The organism is Pseudomonas sp. Ps21-P2, from assembly GCF_039672565.1.
Classification (GTDB): domain Bacteria; phylum Pseudomonadota; class Gammaproteobacteria; order Pseudomonadales; family Pseudomonadaceae; genus Aquipseudomonas.
This window is the reverse complement of the sequence record NZ_JBDFPL010000001.1, coordinates 507,493-524,377: the sequence shown is the minus strand read 5'-3', so window position 1 is coordinate 524,377 and position 16,885 is coordinate 507,493. Positions and strand designations below refer to the sequence as shown.

Genomic DNA, 16,885 nt, shown 5'->3' with positions numbered 1-16,885 from the left:
ACTTAGTTGCCCCTAATTAATCGCGGAGAAAAATCACAATGAGAGCACTTACCTACCACGGCGCCCATGACGTCAAAGTCGACACCGTTGCCGATCCGGTCCTCGAACAAGCTGACGACATCATCCTGCGCGTGACCGCCACGGCCATCTGCGGCTCCGATTTGCACCTGTATCGCGGCAAAATTCCCACCGTTGAACACGGCGATATCTTCGGCCATGAATTCATGGGCATCGTTGAAGACACCGGCTCAGCCGTGACCGCCGTGCAGCGCGGCGACCGGGTCGTGATCCCCTTCGTCATTGCCTGCGGCGAATGCTTCTTCTGCAACCTGGACCTGTACGCCGCCTGTGAAACCACCAACACCGGTCGCGGCGCAATCATGAACAAGAAGGCCATTCCACCGGGGGCGGCGCTGTTTGGCTTCAGCCACTTGTACGGCGGCATCCCCGGCGGCCAGGCTGAATACGTGCGCGTGCCCAAAGCCAACACCGGCCCGTTCAAGGTCCCCGGCACGCTGTCGGACGAGAAGGTGCTGTTCCTCTCCGACATCCTGCCCACCGGCTATCAGGCGGTCCTGAACACCGGCATCGGCCAGGGTTCGAGCATCGCCATCTACGGCGCAGGACCCGTAGGGCTGATGGCGGCGGCCGTGGCCCGGATGCTCGGTGCCGATCAGATTTTCATGGTCGACCACCACGCTTACCGGCTGGCATACGCCCAGGCGACCTACGGCGTGATCCCGATCAACTTCGATGAAGACGACGATCCGGCCGACACCATCATTCGTCAGACCAAGGGCATGCGCGGCGTTGACGGCGTGGTCGATGCGGTGGGTTTCGAAGCCAAGGGCAGCACCACCGAAACCATTCTGACCAACCTGAAAATGGAAGGCAGCAGCGGCAAGGCCTTGCGCCAGTGCATCGCGGCAGTACGCCGTGGCGGCGTGGTCAGCGTGCCGGGTGTGTACGCCGGCTTCATCCACGGTTTCCTGTTCGGCGATGCGTTCGACAAGGGCCTGACCTTCAAAATGGGCCAGACCCACGTGCAGCGCTACCTGCCGGAACTGCTCGAGCACATTGAGGCCGGCCGCCTTGCCCCCGAGGCAATCATCAGCCACCGAATGTCGCTGGAGCAGGCCGCCGAGGGCTACAAGATTTTCGACAAGAAACAGGAAGACTGCCGCAAGGTCATCCTGACACCGGGCAGCCCTGAAATCCCTCTGACCGAAACCGAAACCGTGACCCAAACCGGAACCGTCACCGGCATCCCCGCCATGTGATGGCACGCGCACCGAGGACAATGATATGGAAACGCTCTTCTCGATCGCCCTGGCGGTGATCATCCTTCTGGTCGACGTGTGGGCCATCGCCAGTGTCTGGCGCAGCACCAAGTCGTCCGGTACCAAGATCGGTTGGGCGGTGCTGATCTTCATCTTCCCTGTCATCGGTGTCGCCATCTGGGGCATCGCCGGCCCGCGAGGTATCGTCGAAGCACCCACGTCCAAGGCGCACAGCAAGGGCTGAGACACGCCCGTTTTACGGCGCGCGGTCGCAATGACCTCGCGCCGATGCTGCCCTCACCTTCCCCTCGTTTGAATCAATTCACGCCCGAACAGATCGATCATGGCCCCGCCTTTCCAGCGTTCGGATCAACTGCTCGACCGTCCGTCTTCGACCCCGAACTCCCGCTTCCCTAGGCCCCTCCACCCTTACACAGCGTGCAGATTCGCTGCCGCGTGAGATGGCCAGGTGCGCCCGTCCCTGAGTGTGCCTTTGCCCCGAATGATGTCCCGATTGATTTGAGGATGATGATCAAATGCCTACATTCAGCGAAGACACCGCAGGCGCCCAAGCGCGCCCCGCGTCTCCCGGCGAGGCGCTGCACACTCTGCAAGATAATGCGAAAGACCTGCTCGGCACGGCCCGCGAGCACGGCACCGAGCAGTTCGGCAGTTACCGCGACAGCGCCGCCGAGCAAATCGAAAACCTGGCCAAAACAGCGGGCGCTGCGGCTGAAGAGCTACAGGACAAGGACACCCTGGGCATCTCCCACTACATCAGCGACATCGCCGAGAGCCTGAGCGCGTTTGCGACCAGCATGCGCGGCAAAAGCGCCGAGGAGATGCTGCAGCAGGCCGGCCGTCTGGCGCGGGAAAACCCTGCGCTGTTCGTGACGGGCAGTGTCGCGGTGGGCTTCGGGCTGTCGCGGTTCCTGCGCGCCAGCAGTCCGGACCTGAACGCCTCAACCTCGTCCCCATCGTCATCTGCCCCTGACTCGCCGCAGTACCCCTCGGGCGACAGCGAGAGCGGCTTCAAGGCAGGCCAGAACGAAGGCCTGAGCGCTCGTCACCCGTACGAAGCGGATACCTCTCGAGGAGTGCCGATCCAGACGCCGGACCCACTGGCCCCGCGCAACCCCACCGCCCAGGGCGCAGCCACCACGGATCTCGACGACGGTGGCGGCATACAGCAATCGGGCGCCGAACTGGGCAGCTTCAACGCAGACCCCGGCACCGCGTCGAGCCCTGCGCACACGTCAACGCCCGCGCCTGACAAGCCTGCGTCCCGGGGAGAATTCTGATGTCGATCAATTCTGAACTTCCCCCACGCAGCACCGGCATCCACAACGGCGACACCGACACATCGGCGCTCGGCATTATCCGCCAGTTGGCCCACGAAGTCCCTGCGCTGATCAGCGAAGAACTCGCGCTGGCCAAGGCCGAAATCCGCACCTCGGTCGCCACGGCCAAAGCAGCGTCCGCCGCCCTCGCCGGCGGCATGGTCATCATGCTGGCGGGGTTGGTGATCCTCCTGCTGGCCGCCGTCTATGGGCTGGCGATGGTCCTCGTGCCCTGGCTGGCCGCGCTGATCGTGGGCGTGGTGGCAATGATCGTCGGCTTCCTGATGGTGCAATCCGGCAAGAAACACCTTGAGGCCACCCAACTGGCCCCTGAGCGCACGATGAACTCGCTCAGCAAGGACAAAGAAGCCATTCAGAGGAAAGTCTCATGAGCGTCGACAGCAGCTTTGCCACCGAAGATGAACTGAACCGCGACATCCCCGATCCGCTGCTGGCGAAAAGTCCGGACGCGATCGAGCGCAACATCGATGCGCGCAGGGCCAACATCGAAAACCTGGTCGACGCCCTGGAAAGCAAACTGTCGCCCGGGCAACTGATCGACCAGGCACTGACGTTCACCAAGGAAAACGGCGGCGAGTTTTTCGGCAACCTCGGCACCTCGATCAGGAACAACCCGATGCCGATGCTGCTCACCACCGTGGGCATTTCCTGGTTGATGCTTGGGCAGAATCAAAAGCCCGGCGCTGCGTCCGGCGGCAGCGGCGCTTCGATGTTCGGCCAGTGGGGCGAGAAGCTCAGCGGTGCAGCCCACGGCGTGAGCGAATCATTCAGCGGCGCGACGGATCACGCACGGGAGTCGGCGCATCAGGCCAGCGACAAGGTCGGGCAGTTCGGGGAATCCGCCAGTCACACGCTGGACGATCTGAAGCAGCAGGCCAGCGAAAAGACGGCAGCGATGAAAGACACCCTGTCGTCCACCGCGAGCAATGCCCAGGAAGCGGTTCTGCGTCAGAGCCGAAATGTACAGGGCACCTTCCACTACCTGCTGCGCGAACAGCCGTTGGCGCTTGCCGCCATGGGCATCGCGCTGGGGGCGGCCCTGGGTGCTGCGCTGCCAAGCACCGAGAAAGAAAACAAGGCGTTCGGCAAGGCCAGCGACAACCTCACCCAGAAAGCCAGGGCGACGGTGAGCGAGACATGGGAAACAGTGTCCGACGCGGGCAAGAACATGGCCGATGAGCTGAAGAGCACCGCCAAGGGGGTCTGACAACGCAGGGTACGCAGGACGAAAAAAGGGGCTGCGTTGGCAGCCCCTTTTCATGCGCACTACCCGCCGTGCGCGTATGCCCAGCGTTTGCAATCCTTACAGGATCGGCTTGCCGCCGGTCACGCCATAACGTGTCCCCGAGATGTAACTGCCTTCGTCGGAGCCCAGCAGCACATAGATCGGCGAGACTTCAACCGGCTGACCCGGCCGCCCAAGTGGGGTTTCTTCGCCGAAGCTTTTCACGTCTTCGTCAGTCATGGTCGACACGATCAACGGCGTCCAGATCGGGCCGGGCGCGACGCTGTTCACGCGAATGCCGCGTTCACCCAACAACTGCGCCAGGCCGGCGGTGAAGTTGGCGATGGCGCCTTTGGTGGCGGCATAGGGCAGCAGCGTCGGCTTCGGCGAATCCGAATTGACCGAGCTGGTGTTGATGATCGAACTGCCCGCGGCCATGTGGGGCACTGCGGCCTTGCAGATGCGAAACATCGCGGTGATGTTGATATCAAAGGTCTTCACCCACTCCTCGTCGGGGATTTCTTCGAGGGTTTTGTGGGACATCTGAAAGGCAGCGTTATTGACCAGCACGTCGATTCGGCCGAATTTCTTCACCGTCTCGTCTACAATCGCCAGGCACTGGGCCTTCTCGGCCAGATCGCCCGGCAGCAGCAGGCACTGACGGCCCGCCTCCTCCACCCAGCGTGCGGTTTCCTTAGCGTCTTCGTGCTCGTCGAGGTAGGAAATCGCCACGTCGGCGCCTTCGCGAGCGTAGGCAATTGCCACTGCGCGACCGATGCCGCTGTCACCGCCGGTGATCAGCGCAATTTTGTTGCTCATGCGGCCCGAGCCTTTGTAGCTGGTCTCACCGCAATCCGGGTATGGCTCCATTCGGCTCTGATCGCCAGGCACTGTTTGCTGCTGAGGCTTGAACGGCGGTTTCGGGTAATCAGTCATGGGGCTCTCCTTGAAATAGTCCAACGCAAACGGTCAGCGTCAAAAGTGGACTGAAGGCGCGAGGGATGAGTTCGGAGTTTTTTAAAACGGCCTTGCCAGGCGGTTTCATCGAGTACCGATGCGATGTCGATTCTTTCCACATCCGCAACACTGAATTGCTAAATGTTAGCTAGCTAACGGAATCGACCGCTGCTACTTTCAATCACGTTGAATCCGCCGATTTGACAACCCCCCCGGAGCCGCCTTCGCGTCAGAGATAACGTGAGGGCGGCTCGCTTTTTTGTGCCGGCCCCTGGCACATCGGTATCAGGAATTGATCGCAAGCCAGGCCCACATGGCCCGCCGAAACACCGTCAGGCCTCCCCTTTCCCTTCCGAGTCGGACATCATGAGCGTCGGCCGTTTCCTGGCCCGTCATCCACACACTCGTAGAAGAGAGCTCCCATGGCAAACCACGACATCACCTTCACGCCGGATCCCGACGCCGATTCCATCTCCTCGGACGTCGCCGGCTTTGGCGGTCTGCTGGTGTCCACGCAGATCCCCACGCGCGCCGACGGCACTCTGGAACTGGGCGGTATCGTCGAGCAGAGCGAATGCACGCTGCAGGCGCTGAAAGTGGCGCTGGAGCGGGCCGGCAGTTCCATGGACCGCGTGTTGCACCTGACCATCTACCTCACCGACATGGCCGATCGCGCCGCTTTCAACGACGTCTATAAGCGCTTTTTCGCCAAACCCTGGCCGGTGCGCGCGGCGGTTGGCGTCGCTGCCCTGGCCGTCGAAGGCATGCGCGTGGAAGTCACGGCGATGGCCGCCAAGGCCTGATCCCGCGGGTTTTCCGGCGCCCCGCTCAACAGGCAGGCGCCACCGGGCAGCAGACGGGTGCCGGTCAAGCGTTTCGCCGCTACAATGCGCGCCTTGACCGTGACCGTGCCGACTAAAAAAATATGTCTCTGCCCAAACATCACCTGGAATTGCTCAGCCCCGCCCGCGACGTGGCCATTGCCCGCGAGGCCATTCTGCATGGCGCTGACGCGATCTACATTGGCGGCCCCAGCTTCGGCGCGCGCCACAACGCGGCCAACGACGTCAGCGAAATCGCCCAACTGGTCGAGTTCGCCCGCCGTTACCACGCCCGCGTCTTCACCACCATCAACACCATTCTTCACGACAACGAGCTGGAGCCGGCGCGCAAGCTGATCCATCAGCTCTACGACGCAGGCGTCGACGCGCTGATCGTGCAGGACCTCGGCGTGATGGAGCTGGACATTCCGCCCATCGAGCTGCACGCCAGCACCCAGACCGACATCCGCACGCTGGAACGCGCCCGCTTCCTCGATCAGGCCGGCTTCTCGCAGCTGGTACTGGCCCGTGAGCTGAACCTGCAAGAGATCCGCGCCATCGCCGACGAAACCGATGCCGCCATCGAATTCTTCATCCACGGCGCGTTGTGTGTGGCCTTCTCCGGTCAGTGCAACATCTCCCACGCGCAGACCGGCCGCAGTGCCAACCGGGGTGACTGCTCCCAGGCCTGCCGCCTGCCCTACACGTTGAAAGACGATCAGGGTCGCGTCGTCGCCTACGAAAAACACCTGCTGTCGATGAAAGACAACAACCAGAGCGCCAACCTGCGCGCACTGGTGGATGCGGGCGTGCGTTCATTCAAGATCGAAGGCCGCTACAAGGACATGGGCTACGTGAAGAACATCACGGCCTACTACCGCCAGCGTCTGGACGAGATTCTGGAAGACCGCCCGGACCTGGCCCGCGCCTCCAGCGGCCGCACCGCGCACTTCTTCCTGCCGGACCCGGACAAGACCTTCCACCGGGGCAGCACTGACTACTTCGTCACCGACCGCAAGATCGACATCGGCGCGTTCGACTCTCCGACCTTCACCGGCCTGCTGGTCGGCGTGGTCGAGAAAGTCGGCAAGCGTGATTTGCAGGTGGTCACCCATGAGCCGCTGTCCAACGGTGACGGCCTCAACGTGCTGGTCAAGCGCGAAGTGGTGGGTTTCCGCGCCAACATCGCCGAGCCCAAAGGCGAGTTCGAAGAAGACGGCAAGAAGCGCTACCGCTACCGCGTCGAGCCGAACGAGATGCCGAAGGGCCTGCAACTGCGGCCGAACCATCCCCTCAGCCGCAACCTCGATCACAACTGGCAGCAAGCGCTGCAAAAGACCTCGGCCGAGCGCCGCATTGGTTTGTCATGGGTCGCGCGTCTGCGTGAAGAACGTCTGGAACTGGTCGCCACCAGCGAAGAAGGCATCAGCGCCCGCGTCGAGCTGAACGGCCCGTTTGGCGTTGCCAACAAACCGGAGCAGGCACTGGAACAGCTGCACGATCTCCTAGGCCAGCTCGGCACAACCGAATACCACGCGACGGCCATCGAGCTGGACGCGCCCCAGGCGTTCTTCATTCCGAACTCGCAACTCAAGGCCTTGCGCCGTGAGGTCATCGAGAGCTTGACCAACGCCCGCATCAAGGCGCACCCGCGCGGTGTCCGCAAGCCGGAAACCTCGCCGCCGCCGGTTTACCCTGAGGCGCACCTGTCGTTTCTGGCCAACGTCTACAACGAAAAGGCGCGGCACTTCTATCACCGTCACGGCGTGCAGTTGATCGACGCCGCGTACGAGGCCCACGAAGAGAAAGGCGAAGTGCCGGTGATGATCACCAAACACTGCCTGCGCTTCTCCTTCAACCTGTGTCCGAAGCAGGCCAAGGGCGTGACTGGCGTGCGAACCAAGGTGGCGCCGATGCAGCTGGTGCATGGCGATGAAGTGCTGACGTTGAAGTTCGACTGCAAGCCGTGCGAGATGCACGTGATCGGCAAGATCAAGGGCCACATTCTGGGTCTGCCGCATCCGGGCAGCGGCGTGCAGGTGGTGGGACATATCAGCCCCGCTGATCTGCTGAAGACCATCCCGCGCGCCCCCCACTGATCCGGGCCTGTTGCGCTAACCGCGCTGCACCTTTCGGAATGGAGCTTCCGTGATGCAGCGCGGTGAGTCAGCGGCGTGCGACTTCGTGCTTGATGCATCCTTCGTAATACACCTGTTTGACGCTTTCCGGCCGCAGCCTTGAAGGACTGTCGTAGGTCTGTTCGGTGATGCCCAGTGCGCTCATGCGCATCCACTGCTGGGCGAAGTGCTGGGCCTGCATCTTCTTGCGTGCGCCGTACAGCGTCAGGCCAGAGAGTTTGTATTGCTGAGCGGTGCCCGCCATCCCGGCGCCCCAGGTGCAGAGGTCGCGTTCGTTCTTGCTCGGAGGGCGTGCAAAGGCCTGGGAAGTCACCGTTGCGAGAACGCAGAAGGTCAGTAGAGCCCTGAGAAATGACATGCGATTCCTTGCCTAAGTGACTGATCAGGCGTGGATTCTGACGACAGCGCCCCTGCACGGGGGCCAGCATATTGCCTTCTTTCTCGGCCAGCCGACCAATGACACCCGCGCCGCCACGTCTCAGGGGCTTCGCGTCACATTTGAGTAACGAAAGCCTGCGCCGCCTGCTACCGTGTAGGGGTTACGTATGAACCTTATCGGCCGATCCCCGGTCGATAGATGCACCTCTGGTTCCGTCGACCGCTGCTGTACCCGACCGAACCCGCTTATTTCCAGAAGGACCGTCCATGATTCCAATTCAACGCATCGCCTGGCTCAAGGCCTGGGGCGCCCATGGTTTTACCGCCACGGGCGTGGTGCTCGCCTTTCTCGCGACCATTGCTCTGTTCGACAATCAACCCAAGGCGTGCCTGCTCTGGCTGGGCTTTGCCCTGATTGTCGATGGCGTGGACGGCTCCCTGGCGCGCAAGCTCAACGTGCAGTCGGTCCTGCCGCACTTCGACGGCTCCGTGCTGGACCTGGTGATCGATTACCTGACCTACGTATTCATCCCCGCCCTGTTCATCTACCGCTACATCCCGCTGCCGGAATACACCCTGCTGCTGACCACCTCGATCATTCTGGTGTCGTCGCTGTTCTGTTTCTGCAACGTCGAGATGAAGAGCAAGGACAACTACTTTCAGGGCTTCCCCGCCGCCTGGAACGTCGTCGCCCTGTGCGTGTACATCCTTTCCCCTGCGCCGTGGCTGACTTTCATCACGGTGATCTGCCTGGCGCTGCTGACCGTGACTCGCATGAAGTTCCTGCACCCGTTCCGCGTTCGCCGCTTTATGCCGCTCAACATCGCGGTCACGGCCGTGTGGTTCTTATGCAGCTTCCTGCTGGTGATGAACCACCCCTACAACGGGTCGGTGACGCTGTTCGTGTGGCTGGCGATGTCAGCGTACTTCCTGGGGATCTGCATCTGGCGCACCTCCATGGAATGGATCGACAAAGCCCGCGTCTGATTCTTCCGACGGCTTTATTCGACGCACAAAAAAGCAGCCCTCTTCGGATGGCTGCTTTTTTTTGCGCGGGGTTTAACCAGGCGTTTTTGACGCGGGCTTAGAGGGTGTAACTCAACGGCAGCTGGGTCGTTGACTTGATCTGCTCCATGGCAAAGCTGGAACTCATGTCGGTGATCCCGGACAGCTGGATCAGCTTCTTGTAGACGGCGTCATATCCGGCGATGTCCGGCACCACGATTCGCAGCATGTAGTCGGTGTCGCCGGCCATGCGGTAGCACTCCACCACTTCGGGCAATGTGGCAATCAGGTCGTGAAAACGACCCAGCCACGGGGCATTGTGCTGGTTGGTGCGAATGGCGGCGAACACCGTCACGGCGACGTTCAATTGCCCAGGATCAAGCAACGCCACCCGCCCGCGAATCATGCCCTGCTCTTCAAGCTTCTGTACCCGACGCCAGCATGCGGTGCTGCCAAGGCCGACGCTGTCAGCGATTTCCGCGATCGGACGGGTGCAGTCGTTTTGCAGAATGCTCAGGATGGCCTGGTCGAATTTGTCCATGGGATGCGCGGTGGCCTCAGGTGAAGTCATATGCCGGGAAGCGATAAAGATAGGCCAAAAAGAGCGAAGCTGAAAATTATATTCCGCTAATTGTGGTTTTACCGGAAATATATTCTAAGCCGAGTCTAAATCTCCGTTGAGGAATCAATTTTTTTTCAGCCTGACGCTAGTAGTATTTTCTGCACGACGGACAGCGCAGAAATCCCCATGAAAACACTCCCTTGTTATTTCGATTACGCCGCCACCACACCGGTTGATGACCGCGTCATCCAGGCCATGGTCACCTGCCTGGGCCGCGAAGGCACCTTTGGCAACCCGGCTTCCACCTCCCACGCCTACGGCAATCAAGCCCGCCAGGCCGTTGAATTGGCGCGCCGTCAGGTAGCAGAACTGGTGGGCTGCAGTGCCGATGGTGTGGTCTGGACCTCAGGCGCGACCGAATCCAACAACCTGGCGATCAAGGGCATCGCGCTCAACCCCAACAACGGCGCCCGCCGCCACCTCATCACCAGCACCATCGAACACAAAGCCGTCATCGACACCGTCCGCCAGCTTGAGCAGGCCGGGTGCCCGGTGACCTGGCTCGAACCCGACAACCGGGGCCTGATTCACCCCGACGCCGTGCGCCAGGCACTGCGCGACGACACCCTGCTGGTGTCGCTGATGCTGGTCAACAACGAGCTGGGCACCGTCACTGACATTGCCGCCATCGGCCAAATCGTCCGTGAACACGGCGCCTTGTTCCACGTCGACGCCGCTCAAGGCGCTGGCAAACTGGCAATCGACTTGAGCGCGTTGCCGGTGGACCTGATGTCCTTCTCCGCACACAAAACCTATGGCCCGAAAGGTATCGGTGCCTTGTACATCGGCGAACGCGCACGGCCGCTGCTCGAAGCACAGATGCACGGCGGCGGCCACGAACAGGGTTACCGCTCCGGCACCCTCGCCACCCACCAGATCGTCGGCATGGGCGCGGCTTACGCACTGGCCAGCGCGGAAATGGACGAGGAAGTCGCGCGCATCAGTGCCCTTTCGGCGCAACTGCGTGAAGGCCTGCTCAGCCTGAAGGGCGTGAGCCTTAATGGCGATCCGCAACAGCGTGTCCCCCACACGCTCAACGTTTGCATCGACAGCCCGGGGTTTAACGTCGCCAGCCTTGCCAGTGAATTGGCGGTTTCTTCGACCTCGGCGTGTAACTCTGCAAGCAGCAGCGTTTCCCACGTGTTGCTGGCGCTGGGGTTGAGTCAGGGTCAGGCGGGCAGCAGCTTGAGGCTGAGTTTGGGGCGGTATACCGAGGTGGGTGATGTGGAGAAGGCGATTGCGGTGATTGCTGGTAAGGTGAATGCGCCGGCTACGACGTTTTGGTGAGGGATTGAAGTCAGAAAGGGGACTGATTTATTTACAACGCTTAGGATTGTAAGGGGACAGGTTTATTTACAGCGCTTCACCGTAAATAAACCTGTCCCCTCTGACTGCTTGGAACTTCGAAAGTTAAGGGGAGCTGTATTTATACAGCACTTTAATTTCGTTAGTTTTCTACAAAGACTGTAAGACGCTGTACACTCTTTACTACGTAGGCGCCCCATCAAAGCAAAACTTAGAGACCTCAACTCCCCTTTTTCTTGTTCTGTTTACTCTTAACATCTTCAAGGTTGTAGCCTGCGGCGCGTGCCACATGCTTGTTTTTATCACCATATAATCTTTCCAATATCTCAATTGGTGTTTTTTTGTTGGCGGCTATAGCTATTCTTACAACATGGCTTTCATCCTGAGCAAGAGCCTCAAACATCGCTGGTGATAGCTTTCTCTTGGCTGCCACGAACTGCCTGATAGTACTATCAAACTGGCACAGCTCCTCTAAAATCTCCAATGGCACACTTTTATTGTGCGCCACCCATCGCCTGTAATCCGGATAATTTTTGATCACCTCGCGCCACACCGAAATGGGTGCTTCTTCAGTTGCCGCTCTGTCGTACTCACTTTTAATGGAGCTACTCCTTAGCGCAACAAATTCCTCAGCAGATGTGATCATTTTTCATCACTGGCTAGTTTTTCGATCATCAAGGTTGAGTCTAGCTACGTTCGCGACATCTTCGTCCTGATCTGTCAGCAATCTCTCTAAAATCGCGATTGGTGTTTTTCTATTTGCGGCTATCGCCACCCTTACAACATCACTAACGTCTCTGGAGAGTGTTTCAAACAGCGCCGGCGATAATTTCCGTTTTCTTGCGACGGCCTGCCTGATCGTACTGTCAAAAATACACAGATCTTCAAGGATCTCCAGCGGCACGGTTTTGTTATGCGCAACCCATCGCCTATAGTTGGGGTACTTGATGATGATCTCGCGCCAGACAGATGCCGGAGCTTCTTCCATCGCAGCTCTGTCATACTCACTTTTTAAGTCACTACTTCGTAGCGCGACAAATTCTTCAGCAGACTTTATCATTTATTGTCCTTGCATTTTAAAGACCTGAAATCAATGTTCTTTCCGATTCCGCTCTTGTGCTTGCTCATGTGATCACCATAGACGTCCGCGTCAGCGACCCACGTACCAGTTTTATCGTAAACTTTCCACGCGCTTTCTCCATGACCCGTTTTATCAATCGACCACCATTGGCTCCATTTCGGTTCATAAAAGTATTTTGCATAACCCACGCCGGCGACATTACCCTCACAAACGCGGTCGTAGCGATTGACCTCCCATTTTTTTCTGCATGCGCGTTTGCAGTTCTGATTAGGCTTATCTGACTTAGGCTTACGCCCTGGTCCGACGGGCGAACTTGCCAGCCCTAACGGGTCGACCCAACTGATTGAGTTTGGCCCATATTGGTAGATGTTCAATCCACCTAAATAGCCAATCGGATCCTTGCTGATGAACCGCCCGACCTTTGGATCATAGTACCGATGCCGGTTGTAGTGCAGGCCGGTTTCGTGGTCGTGGTATTGGCCTTGGAAACGGATGGGGTTGGTCAGGCCGACTTGCTGGGCGAACTCTGAGCGCTGTTCTTGCGCCTCGCCCCACGCTTTGTACTGAGCGCTCCACGCGGTGTTGCCGTTCTGGTCAGTCATTTCCTGGGGCGTGCCGAGGTGGTCGCATTGGTACCAGGCGAGTGCGTCAATCGGCAGCGCGACTGGCTTGTAGTTCCAGAGCGGGTCTTCTCTGAAGTTGTAGCGGCCTTCGTAGGTCGGTTGGCTTACGAGGCGGATGGTTTCGTGGCGGATGGCTTGGGCCACCGGCACGAATGTGCGGGGCTCGTGGATGTAGTGGACGGTTCGGCCTAACCCGCCAGCGCAGGGTGGAGGGCTGCTTTCCCAGGCGAGGTTGTCGCCATCCCAGCCGTATAAGGTGAAGCCGCAGCCGAGCTCGCGCTCTTTGCGGGCGTGTTCGTTTTCATTCCAGCCGGTGCCGGCTTCTGGGCGCGGTCGGTAATGGGCTTTTGAGAGTTTGTAGAGGCGACGTCCGAGTGGGTCGTAGCCGAAGTCGACAGTGAGGCGCGGATCGCGGAAGTGCACCAGACGATCGAATAGGTCCCAGTGCAGTTCGCTGCGCAGGCCGTTGGTCCAGCGCTCGGTCTGGTTGCCGCGTTCGTCGTATTCGTAGTGGTTGCCGGCGTAGTCGCGCAGCAGGTTGTCGATCAGTTTGTGGCGGACCGGTTCGGGGTCTAGTGGACGGCGGACGGGTGCGGCGCTGTCATCGAGCAGGTTGCTGGCCGGGTCGAAGGCGAAGGTTTCGGTGCCGAGGCGGCTCATGGCGCTGAGCAGGCGACTGACCGGGTCGTAGCGGTAACTTAATGGGCCGCGACGGCTGTCGTTAATGTCGGTGAGTTGGCCGGCGGCGTCGTAGGTGTAGGCGCGTTTTATGAGCGTGGTTTTGTCGTCTGCTCGTCCTAGCAGTTGCTCTTGCAGGCGTCCCGCCGGGTCCCAGCTTTGGGTTTGCAGCAGTTGGTTGCCCTGATGGCGGGCGACTTCGCGGTGCAGATCATCGCGCTCGTAACTGAGCAGTTCGTGCTCGTCGAGCTTCAAGCAGAGCAGATGGCCGCTGCCGTAGGTCAGCCAGCTGACGCGATGGCCGTCCGGGCGAATGGTCGCGAAGCGGTTATTGAGCGCGTCGTACTCATGCTGCCAGACGGCAACCAGTGGTTTATCCAGGTTCGAGTAATGCTGGTGCTCGCGCAGTAAATTGCCAGCTGGGTCGTGAAACCATTGCAGGCGACTGGCGGCGTTGGTCGCCATGACCAGATGGCCGTTGCCGTCGTAGGCGAAGGTTTCGCTTTGGGCTTGTTCGCCGAGGGTGGCGCGGCGTTCGGTGAGACGGCCCATGGGGTCGAAGGTCAGCGCAATGGTGCGCTGGCCGTTGATGGTCTCGGCAAGGCGCCCGGTTTCCGGGTCGTACTGATAGCGGGTCGAGCGCCCGTCGAAACCGCGCTCTTCCAGCAGCCTGCCCACAGGATCGTAGTGAAAATGCGCACGGCGCTCGTTTTCGTTTTCCAGCGCTACGAGGCGGCCCAGTTTGTCCCAGCGGTAACGCAAGGTTTGCTCGGCAGCGTCGACGCGTTCGGCGATAAATCCCGCAGCGGTATAGCGCCATGTGGTGCAGAGTTCCAGGCCATCGGAGTGGGCGAGCAGCCTGCCTTCGGCGTCGCGACTAAAACGTTCTTCGGTTTTGTCCGGATGCTTGATCAGGACCAACTGACCTGATTTGTATTCATACGTGGTGCCGTGGCCAGCGGGATCGGTGAAGCGAACCATCTGACCGCGTTCGTCGTATTCCCAGCTACTCACCTTGCCCGAGCAGTCGGTGTACTTAACGAGTTGTCCGGCATCGTTGTAGGCCAACGCCTTCTTGTTGCCATTGGCATCCCTGATCGCAGTAGGAAGACCAAACGAGTTGTAGGCGTACTCAGTGACGTTCTCTAGCGGATCAATCGCCTCAACGAGATTGCCGCGAAGGTCATAGTCCCGTTTCCACAGCCCACCCTCGCCATCGCTGATTTTGATCAGATGGCTTTTTTCGTCGTAGGCGTAATTCATCACGCTGTGATCAGCGCGGGTGTGTTCCGTCAGATTGCTGAGCTTGTCGTAGCGATACCGATCCGTGCTGCCGTCGGTATGAACGTGGCGGATGATGTTCTTCGCGGCGTCACGGAAGAACCATTCCGAACGCCCATCGGCATGGCAGATGCGGTACGTGTAACCGAGGCTGTCGTAGTAGTGCCGGGTTTCGTGACCGAGGGCATCAGTGACGTAGGTCAGGCGGATGTTTTCATCCCACGCCAATCGCGTGTCAAAACTGCCGTCGTCCGCCCATTCGCGGATGGCTTTCGCGTCGGGGCCCATGCCTTGCCACTGCAAATTCAAACCACGACTGGTACGGTCGGTGTAACGAGTAATCAGGTGGTCCTGATACTGATAACGCCAGGCAGCGCCGTTCTCGTCCTGAGCCAGAACAAGGTCACCAAAATCATCGTATCGATACGCGCACAGTTGGCGTTTGACGTCGCCATCACGCACTTCCCAAAGGCCCGTCAGACGCCCTTGATCATCAATCAACGTGCCCAGGCGAAGATGGACTTTACGGGCGTCCTTCTCCCGATAGGTGACCAGCTCGGAGAGCACCAACCCCCCACCGTGCCGATGCTCGTAATGCAGCATCACCCCGGCGCCATTCGGCAAAACCTTGTTGATCAGAACAAAACGGCCACCCCGGCGGACATAGGTTTCCCTATGCTCAAGACCCCGCATCAGTAACAGCCGATCCTTGCTGAGGCGAACGACGGTCAGATTTTCGATGGCGTTGAAGTGGAACAGTTTGACCTTGGGAAGAGGAAATTCATGGCTGCGACCATCAGCGTCGTGGAAGACCAAACCGTCGCCGACGAGATCAAAACGTGTAGTAAACGCCGTAATCCACCGCGCACCGATAACATCATCATCAAACGCATCCAGACTCGAGCAGTAAGTCCGCGTCCACTCAATCGGAAACGGCCCCGGCAGGCTGAAATCGGTGTGACTAACCGACTCCGAGCCCATCGCAAAGCTGATGCTCCTCGCCGTCGACCCACAGGCACATTCACAAGGGCACGGACACGTACAGTTCTTCCGCTTGTTAGGCCGGGCCTTCGCAGGCTTCTCGAAACCAACCGCCTCCAGCTTCCCTTCGCCGCCCTGGCGCCTGGCCTGATTAACAACTCCCGGCCTGATGTTAAAGGCTTGCCCATGCCCGTTGCGCGACTGCCAGGTGACCACCGCATCACCCAGCGTGAGCAGGAGCGAACCAATGGAATTCTGAACCCCAGGATCCGCCAGACGATTGATCTGATCCCGAAGCTCCGGGCCCAGTGATCGCAACGAAGCCGCATGTCTGAGCACCTGCGCCTTCAGCGCTTCAGGCACGAAATATTCGGCAGCACCGTTAACAGCGCCTTTACCCGCAGCAATGCAAACATCCGCAGCGGCCGCAAAAATGTTGCCAATCGCGGCTTTGGGGTCATACGCCCACTGATCCCCAGCGACCTGAACCCGCTGTTCGGCCTCAAGCAAATCAGCGCTGGCGTTCAGCTCAGGGTTAACCAGCTTTTCAAGACCGGCAGCGATCTCAAGAAGCACACCTTCCCCAAGTTCCCCGGCATCCTCAAGAATGCCGGGGAGCTTGGCCTGCGCCTGTGGCACAAAGTCATCAAGCGTCCCGACGATGTCCGCGTTGAGGTGCCCGATCAGAATCTCGATCAGCACGTCACCCAACACCAATTTCCCGCTCCGACGCATCTCCTGGCGCACCAGAAACAGCATTGGCCGCAGGCTCATCCGTGCCGCCGCCATGCGAGGCGGGCGTGGCATCACTCCGATCAGATTGATGCCCAGACTCACCCAATCCAGCGGATCGCGCTTCTCGCTGTTCCACAACCTGGCGATGTCATTCAGGGCATCGACCAGCGCCATGATGTTGCCTACCACCGGCAGTCCGCCTGCTTGGGCCTTGATTCGATCAAGCGAAACAACCCCGCCGCTGATCTCCTGTAACCAGGCATCGACGTTTGCAGCACCGACGCCAACGTCCTCAAGCTGAATCAGATCAAGCGGAACGATCGCCACTTGAGGCTCGCGTTTCTGGTCGCTGCCGGGCGTAACTACGGGGTTTGCCAAAGATGCTCTCCGTGCTCAAAAACCATCCGGCAGGCG

General features: G+C 59.8%; 15 protein-coding genes. 9 read left to right on the top strand and 6 right to left on the bottom strand.

What is annotated here, in order from left to right; genetic code table 11:
• Window positions 1-38: 38 nt before the first annotated feature.
• The 5 genes from ABEH28_RS02310 to ABEH28_RS02290 all read left to right on the top strand — a co-directional run bounded on the left by ABEH28_RS02310 (window position 39) and on the right by ABEH28_RS02290 (window position 3,848).
• Window positions 39-1,280: a zinc-dependent alcohol dehydrogenase gene (locus ABEH28_RS02310; RefSeq protein ID WP_192172496.1), complete on the top strand. Its 1,242-nt coding sequence runs from the start codon at window positions 39-41 to the stop codon at window positions 1,278-1,280.
• 25 nt (window positions 1,281-1,305) lie between these two features.
• The gene (locus tag ABEH28_RS02305; RefSeq protein WP_282371371.1) at window positions 1,306-1,524 is read left to right on the top strand and encodes a PLD nuclease N-terminal domain-containing protein; all 219 of its coding nucleotides are present in this window, start codon (window positions 1,306-1,308) and stop codon (window positions 1,522-1,524) included.
• 292 nt (window positions 1,525-1,816) lie between these two features.
• Window positions 1,817-2,581, top strand: coding sequence for a hypothetical protein (locus ABEH28_RS02300; RefSeq protein ID WP_346628962.1), 765 nt, complete (start codon window positions 1,817-1,819; stop codon window positions 2,579-2,581).
• Window positions 2,581-3,012 (top strand): phage holin family protein, encoded by a 432-nt coding sequence (locus ABEH28_RS02295; protein WP_192172493.1) that lies wholly within the window; start codon window positions 2,581-2,583, stop codon window positions 3,010-3,012. Before ABEH28_RS02300 ends, ABEH28_RS02295 begins: the two co-directional genes overlap by 1 nt.
• Entirely contained in the window at window positions 3,009-3,848 is an 840-nt protein-coding gene (locus ABEH28_RS02290; RefSeq protein ID WP_346628961.1) for a DUF3618 domain-containing protein, read from the top strand. The genes ABEH28_RS02295 and ABEH28_RS02290 overlap by 4 nt, the downstream gene beginning before the upstream one ends.
• 96 nt (window positions 3,849-3,944) lie before the next feature.
• On the opposite strand, the gene ABEH28_RS02285 is transcribed toward ABEH28_RS02290, so the two are convergent.
• Window positions 3,945-4,802, bottom strand: a complete 858-nt coding sequence (locus ABEH28_RS02285) for an SDR family oxidoreductase (protein ID WP_346628960.1) — start codon at window positions 4,800-4,802, stop codon at window positions 3,945-3,947.
• A gap of 443 nt (window positions 4,803-5,245) precedes the next feature.
• On the opposite strand from ABEH28_RS02285, the gene ABEH28_RS02280 reads away from it, so the two are divergent.
• Together ABEH28_RS02280 and ABEH28_RS02275 are read left to right on the top strand one after the other, a co-directional pair.
• Window positions 5,246-5,626 (top strand): RidA family protein, encoded by a 381-nt coding sequence (locus ABEH28_RS02280; protein WP_346625690.1) that lies wholly within the window; start codon window positions 5,246-5,248, stop codon window positions 5,624-5,626.
• A 122-nt stretch (window positions 5,627-5,748) separates the two neighbouring features.
• Window positions 5,749-7,743, top strand: a complete 1,995-nt coding sequence (locus ABEH28_RS02275; RefSeq protein ID WP_346628959.1) for a U32 family peptidase — start codon at window positions 5,749-5,751, stop codon at window positions 7,741-7,743.
• Window positions 7,744-7,810: 67 nt separating this feature from the next.
• Here ABEH28_RS02275 and ABEH28_RS02270 read toward each other — a convergent pair whose 3' ends face one another.
• Window positions 7,811-8,140: a hypothetical protein gene (locus ABEH28_RS02270; protein WP_192172488.1), complete on the bottom strand. Its 330-nt coding sequence runs from the start codon at window positions 8,138-8,140 to the stop codon at window positions 7,811-7,813.
• Between the two features lie 287 nt (window positions 8,141-8,427).
• Between ABEH28_RS02270 and pcsA the strand changes: the two genes are divergently transcribed.
• Complete coding sequence (pcsA, locus tag ABEH28_RS02265) at window positions 8,428-9,147, top strand: phosphatidylcholine synthase (protein ID WP_192172487.1); 720 nt, start codon at window positions 8,428-8,430, stop codon at window positions 9,145-9,147.
• A gap of 97 nt (window positions 9,148-9,244) precedes the next feature.
• On the opposite strand, the gene ABEH28_RS02260 is transcribed toward pcsA, so the two are convergent.
• The gene (locus ABEH28_RS02260) at window positions 9,245-9,706 is read right to left on the bottom strand and encodes an Lrp/AsnC family transcriptional regulator (RefSeq protein ID WP_346628958.1); all 462 of its coding nucleotides are present in this window, start codon (window positions 9,704-9,706) and stop codon (window positions 9,245-9,247) included.
• A 207-nt stretch (window positions 9,707-9,913) separates the two neighbouring features.
• Here ABEH28_RS02260 and ABEH28_RS02255 point away from each other — a divergent pair, with 207 nt between their 5' ends.
• Complete coding sequence (locus ABEH28_RS02255; protein WP_346628957.1) at window positions 9,914-11,074, top strand: aminotransferase class V-fold PLP-dependent enzyme; 1,161 nt, start codon at window positions 9,914-9,916, stop codon at window positions 11,072-11,074.
• A 238-nt stretch (window positions 11,075-11,312) separates the two neighbouring features.
• Here ABEH28_RS02255 and ABEH28_RS02250 read toward each other — a convergent pair whose 3' ends face one another.
• From ABEH28_RS02250 to ABEH28_RS02240, 3 genes are read right to left on the bottom strand one after another with little or no spacing between them, the layout of a single operon-like run.
• On the bottom strand, window positions 11,313-11,738 hold the full coding sequence (locus ABEH28_RS02250) for a hypothetical protein (RefSeq protein WP_346628956.1): 426 nt from the start codon (window positions 11,736-11,738) through the stop codon (window positions 11,313-11,315).
• Window positions 11,739-11,744: 6 nt separating this feature from the next.
• The gene (locus ABEH28_RS02245; protein ID WP_244655917.1) at window positions 11,745-12,152 is read right to left on the bottom strand and encodes a hypothetical protein; all 408 of its coding nucleotides are present in this window, start codon (window positions 12,150-12,152) and stop codon (window positions 11,745-11,747) included.
• The gene (locus tag ABEH28_RS02240) at window positions 12,149-16,849 is read right to left on the bottom strand and encodes an RHS repeat-associated core domain-containing protein (protein ID WP_346628955.1); all 4,701 of its coding nucleotides are present in this window, start codon (window positions 16,847-16,849) and stop codon (window positions 12,149-12,151) included. Before ABEH28_RS02240 ends, ABEH28_RS02245 begins: the two co-directional genes overlap by 4 nt.
• Window positions 16,850-16,885 lie beyond the last annotated feature (36 nt).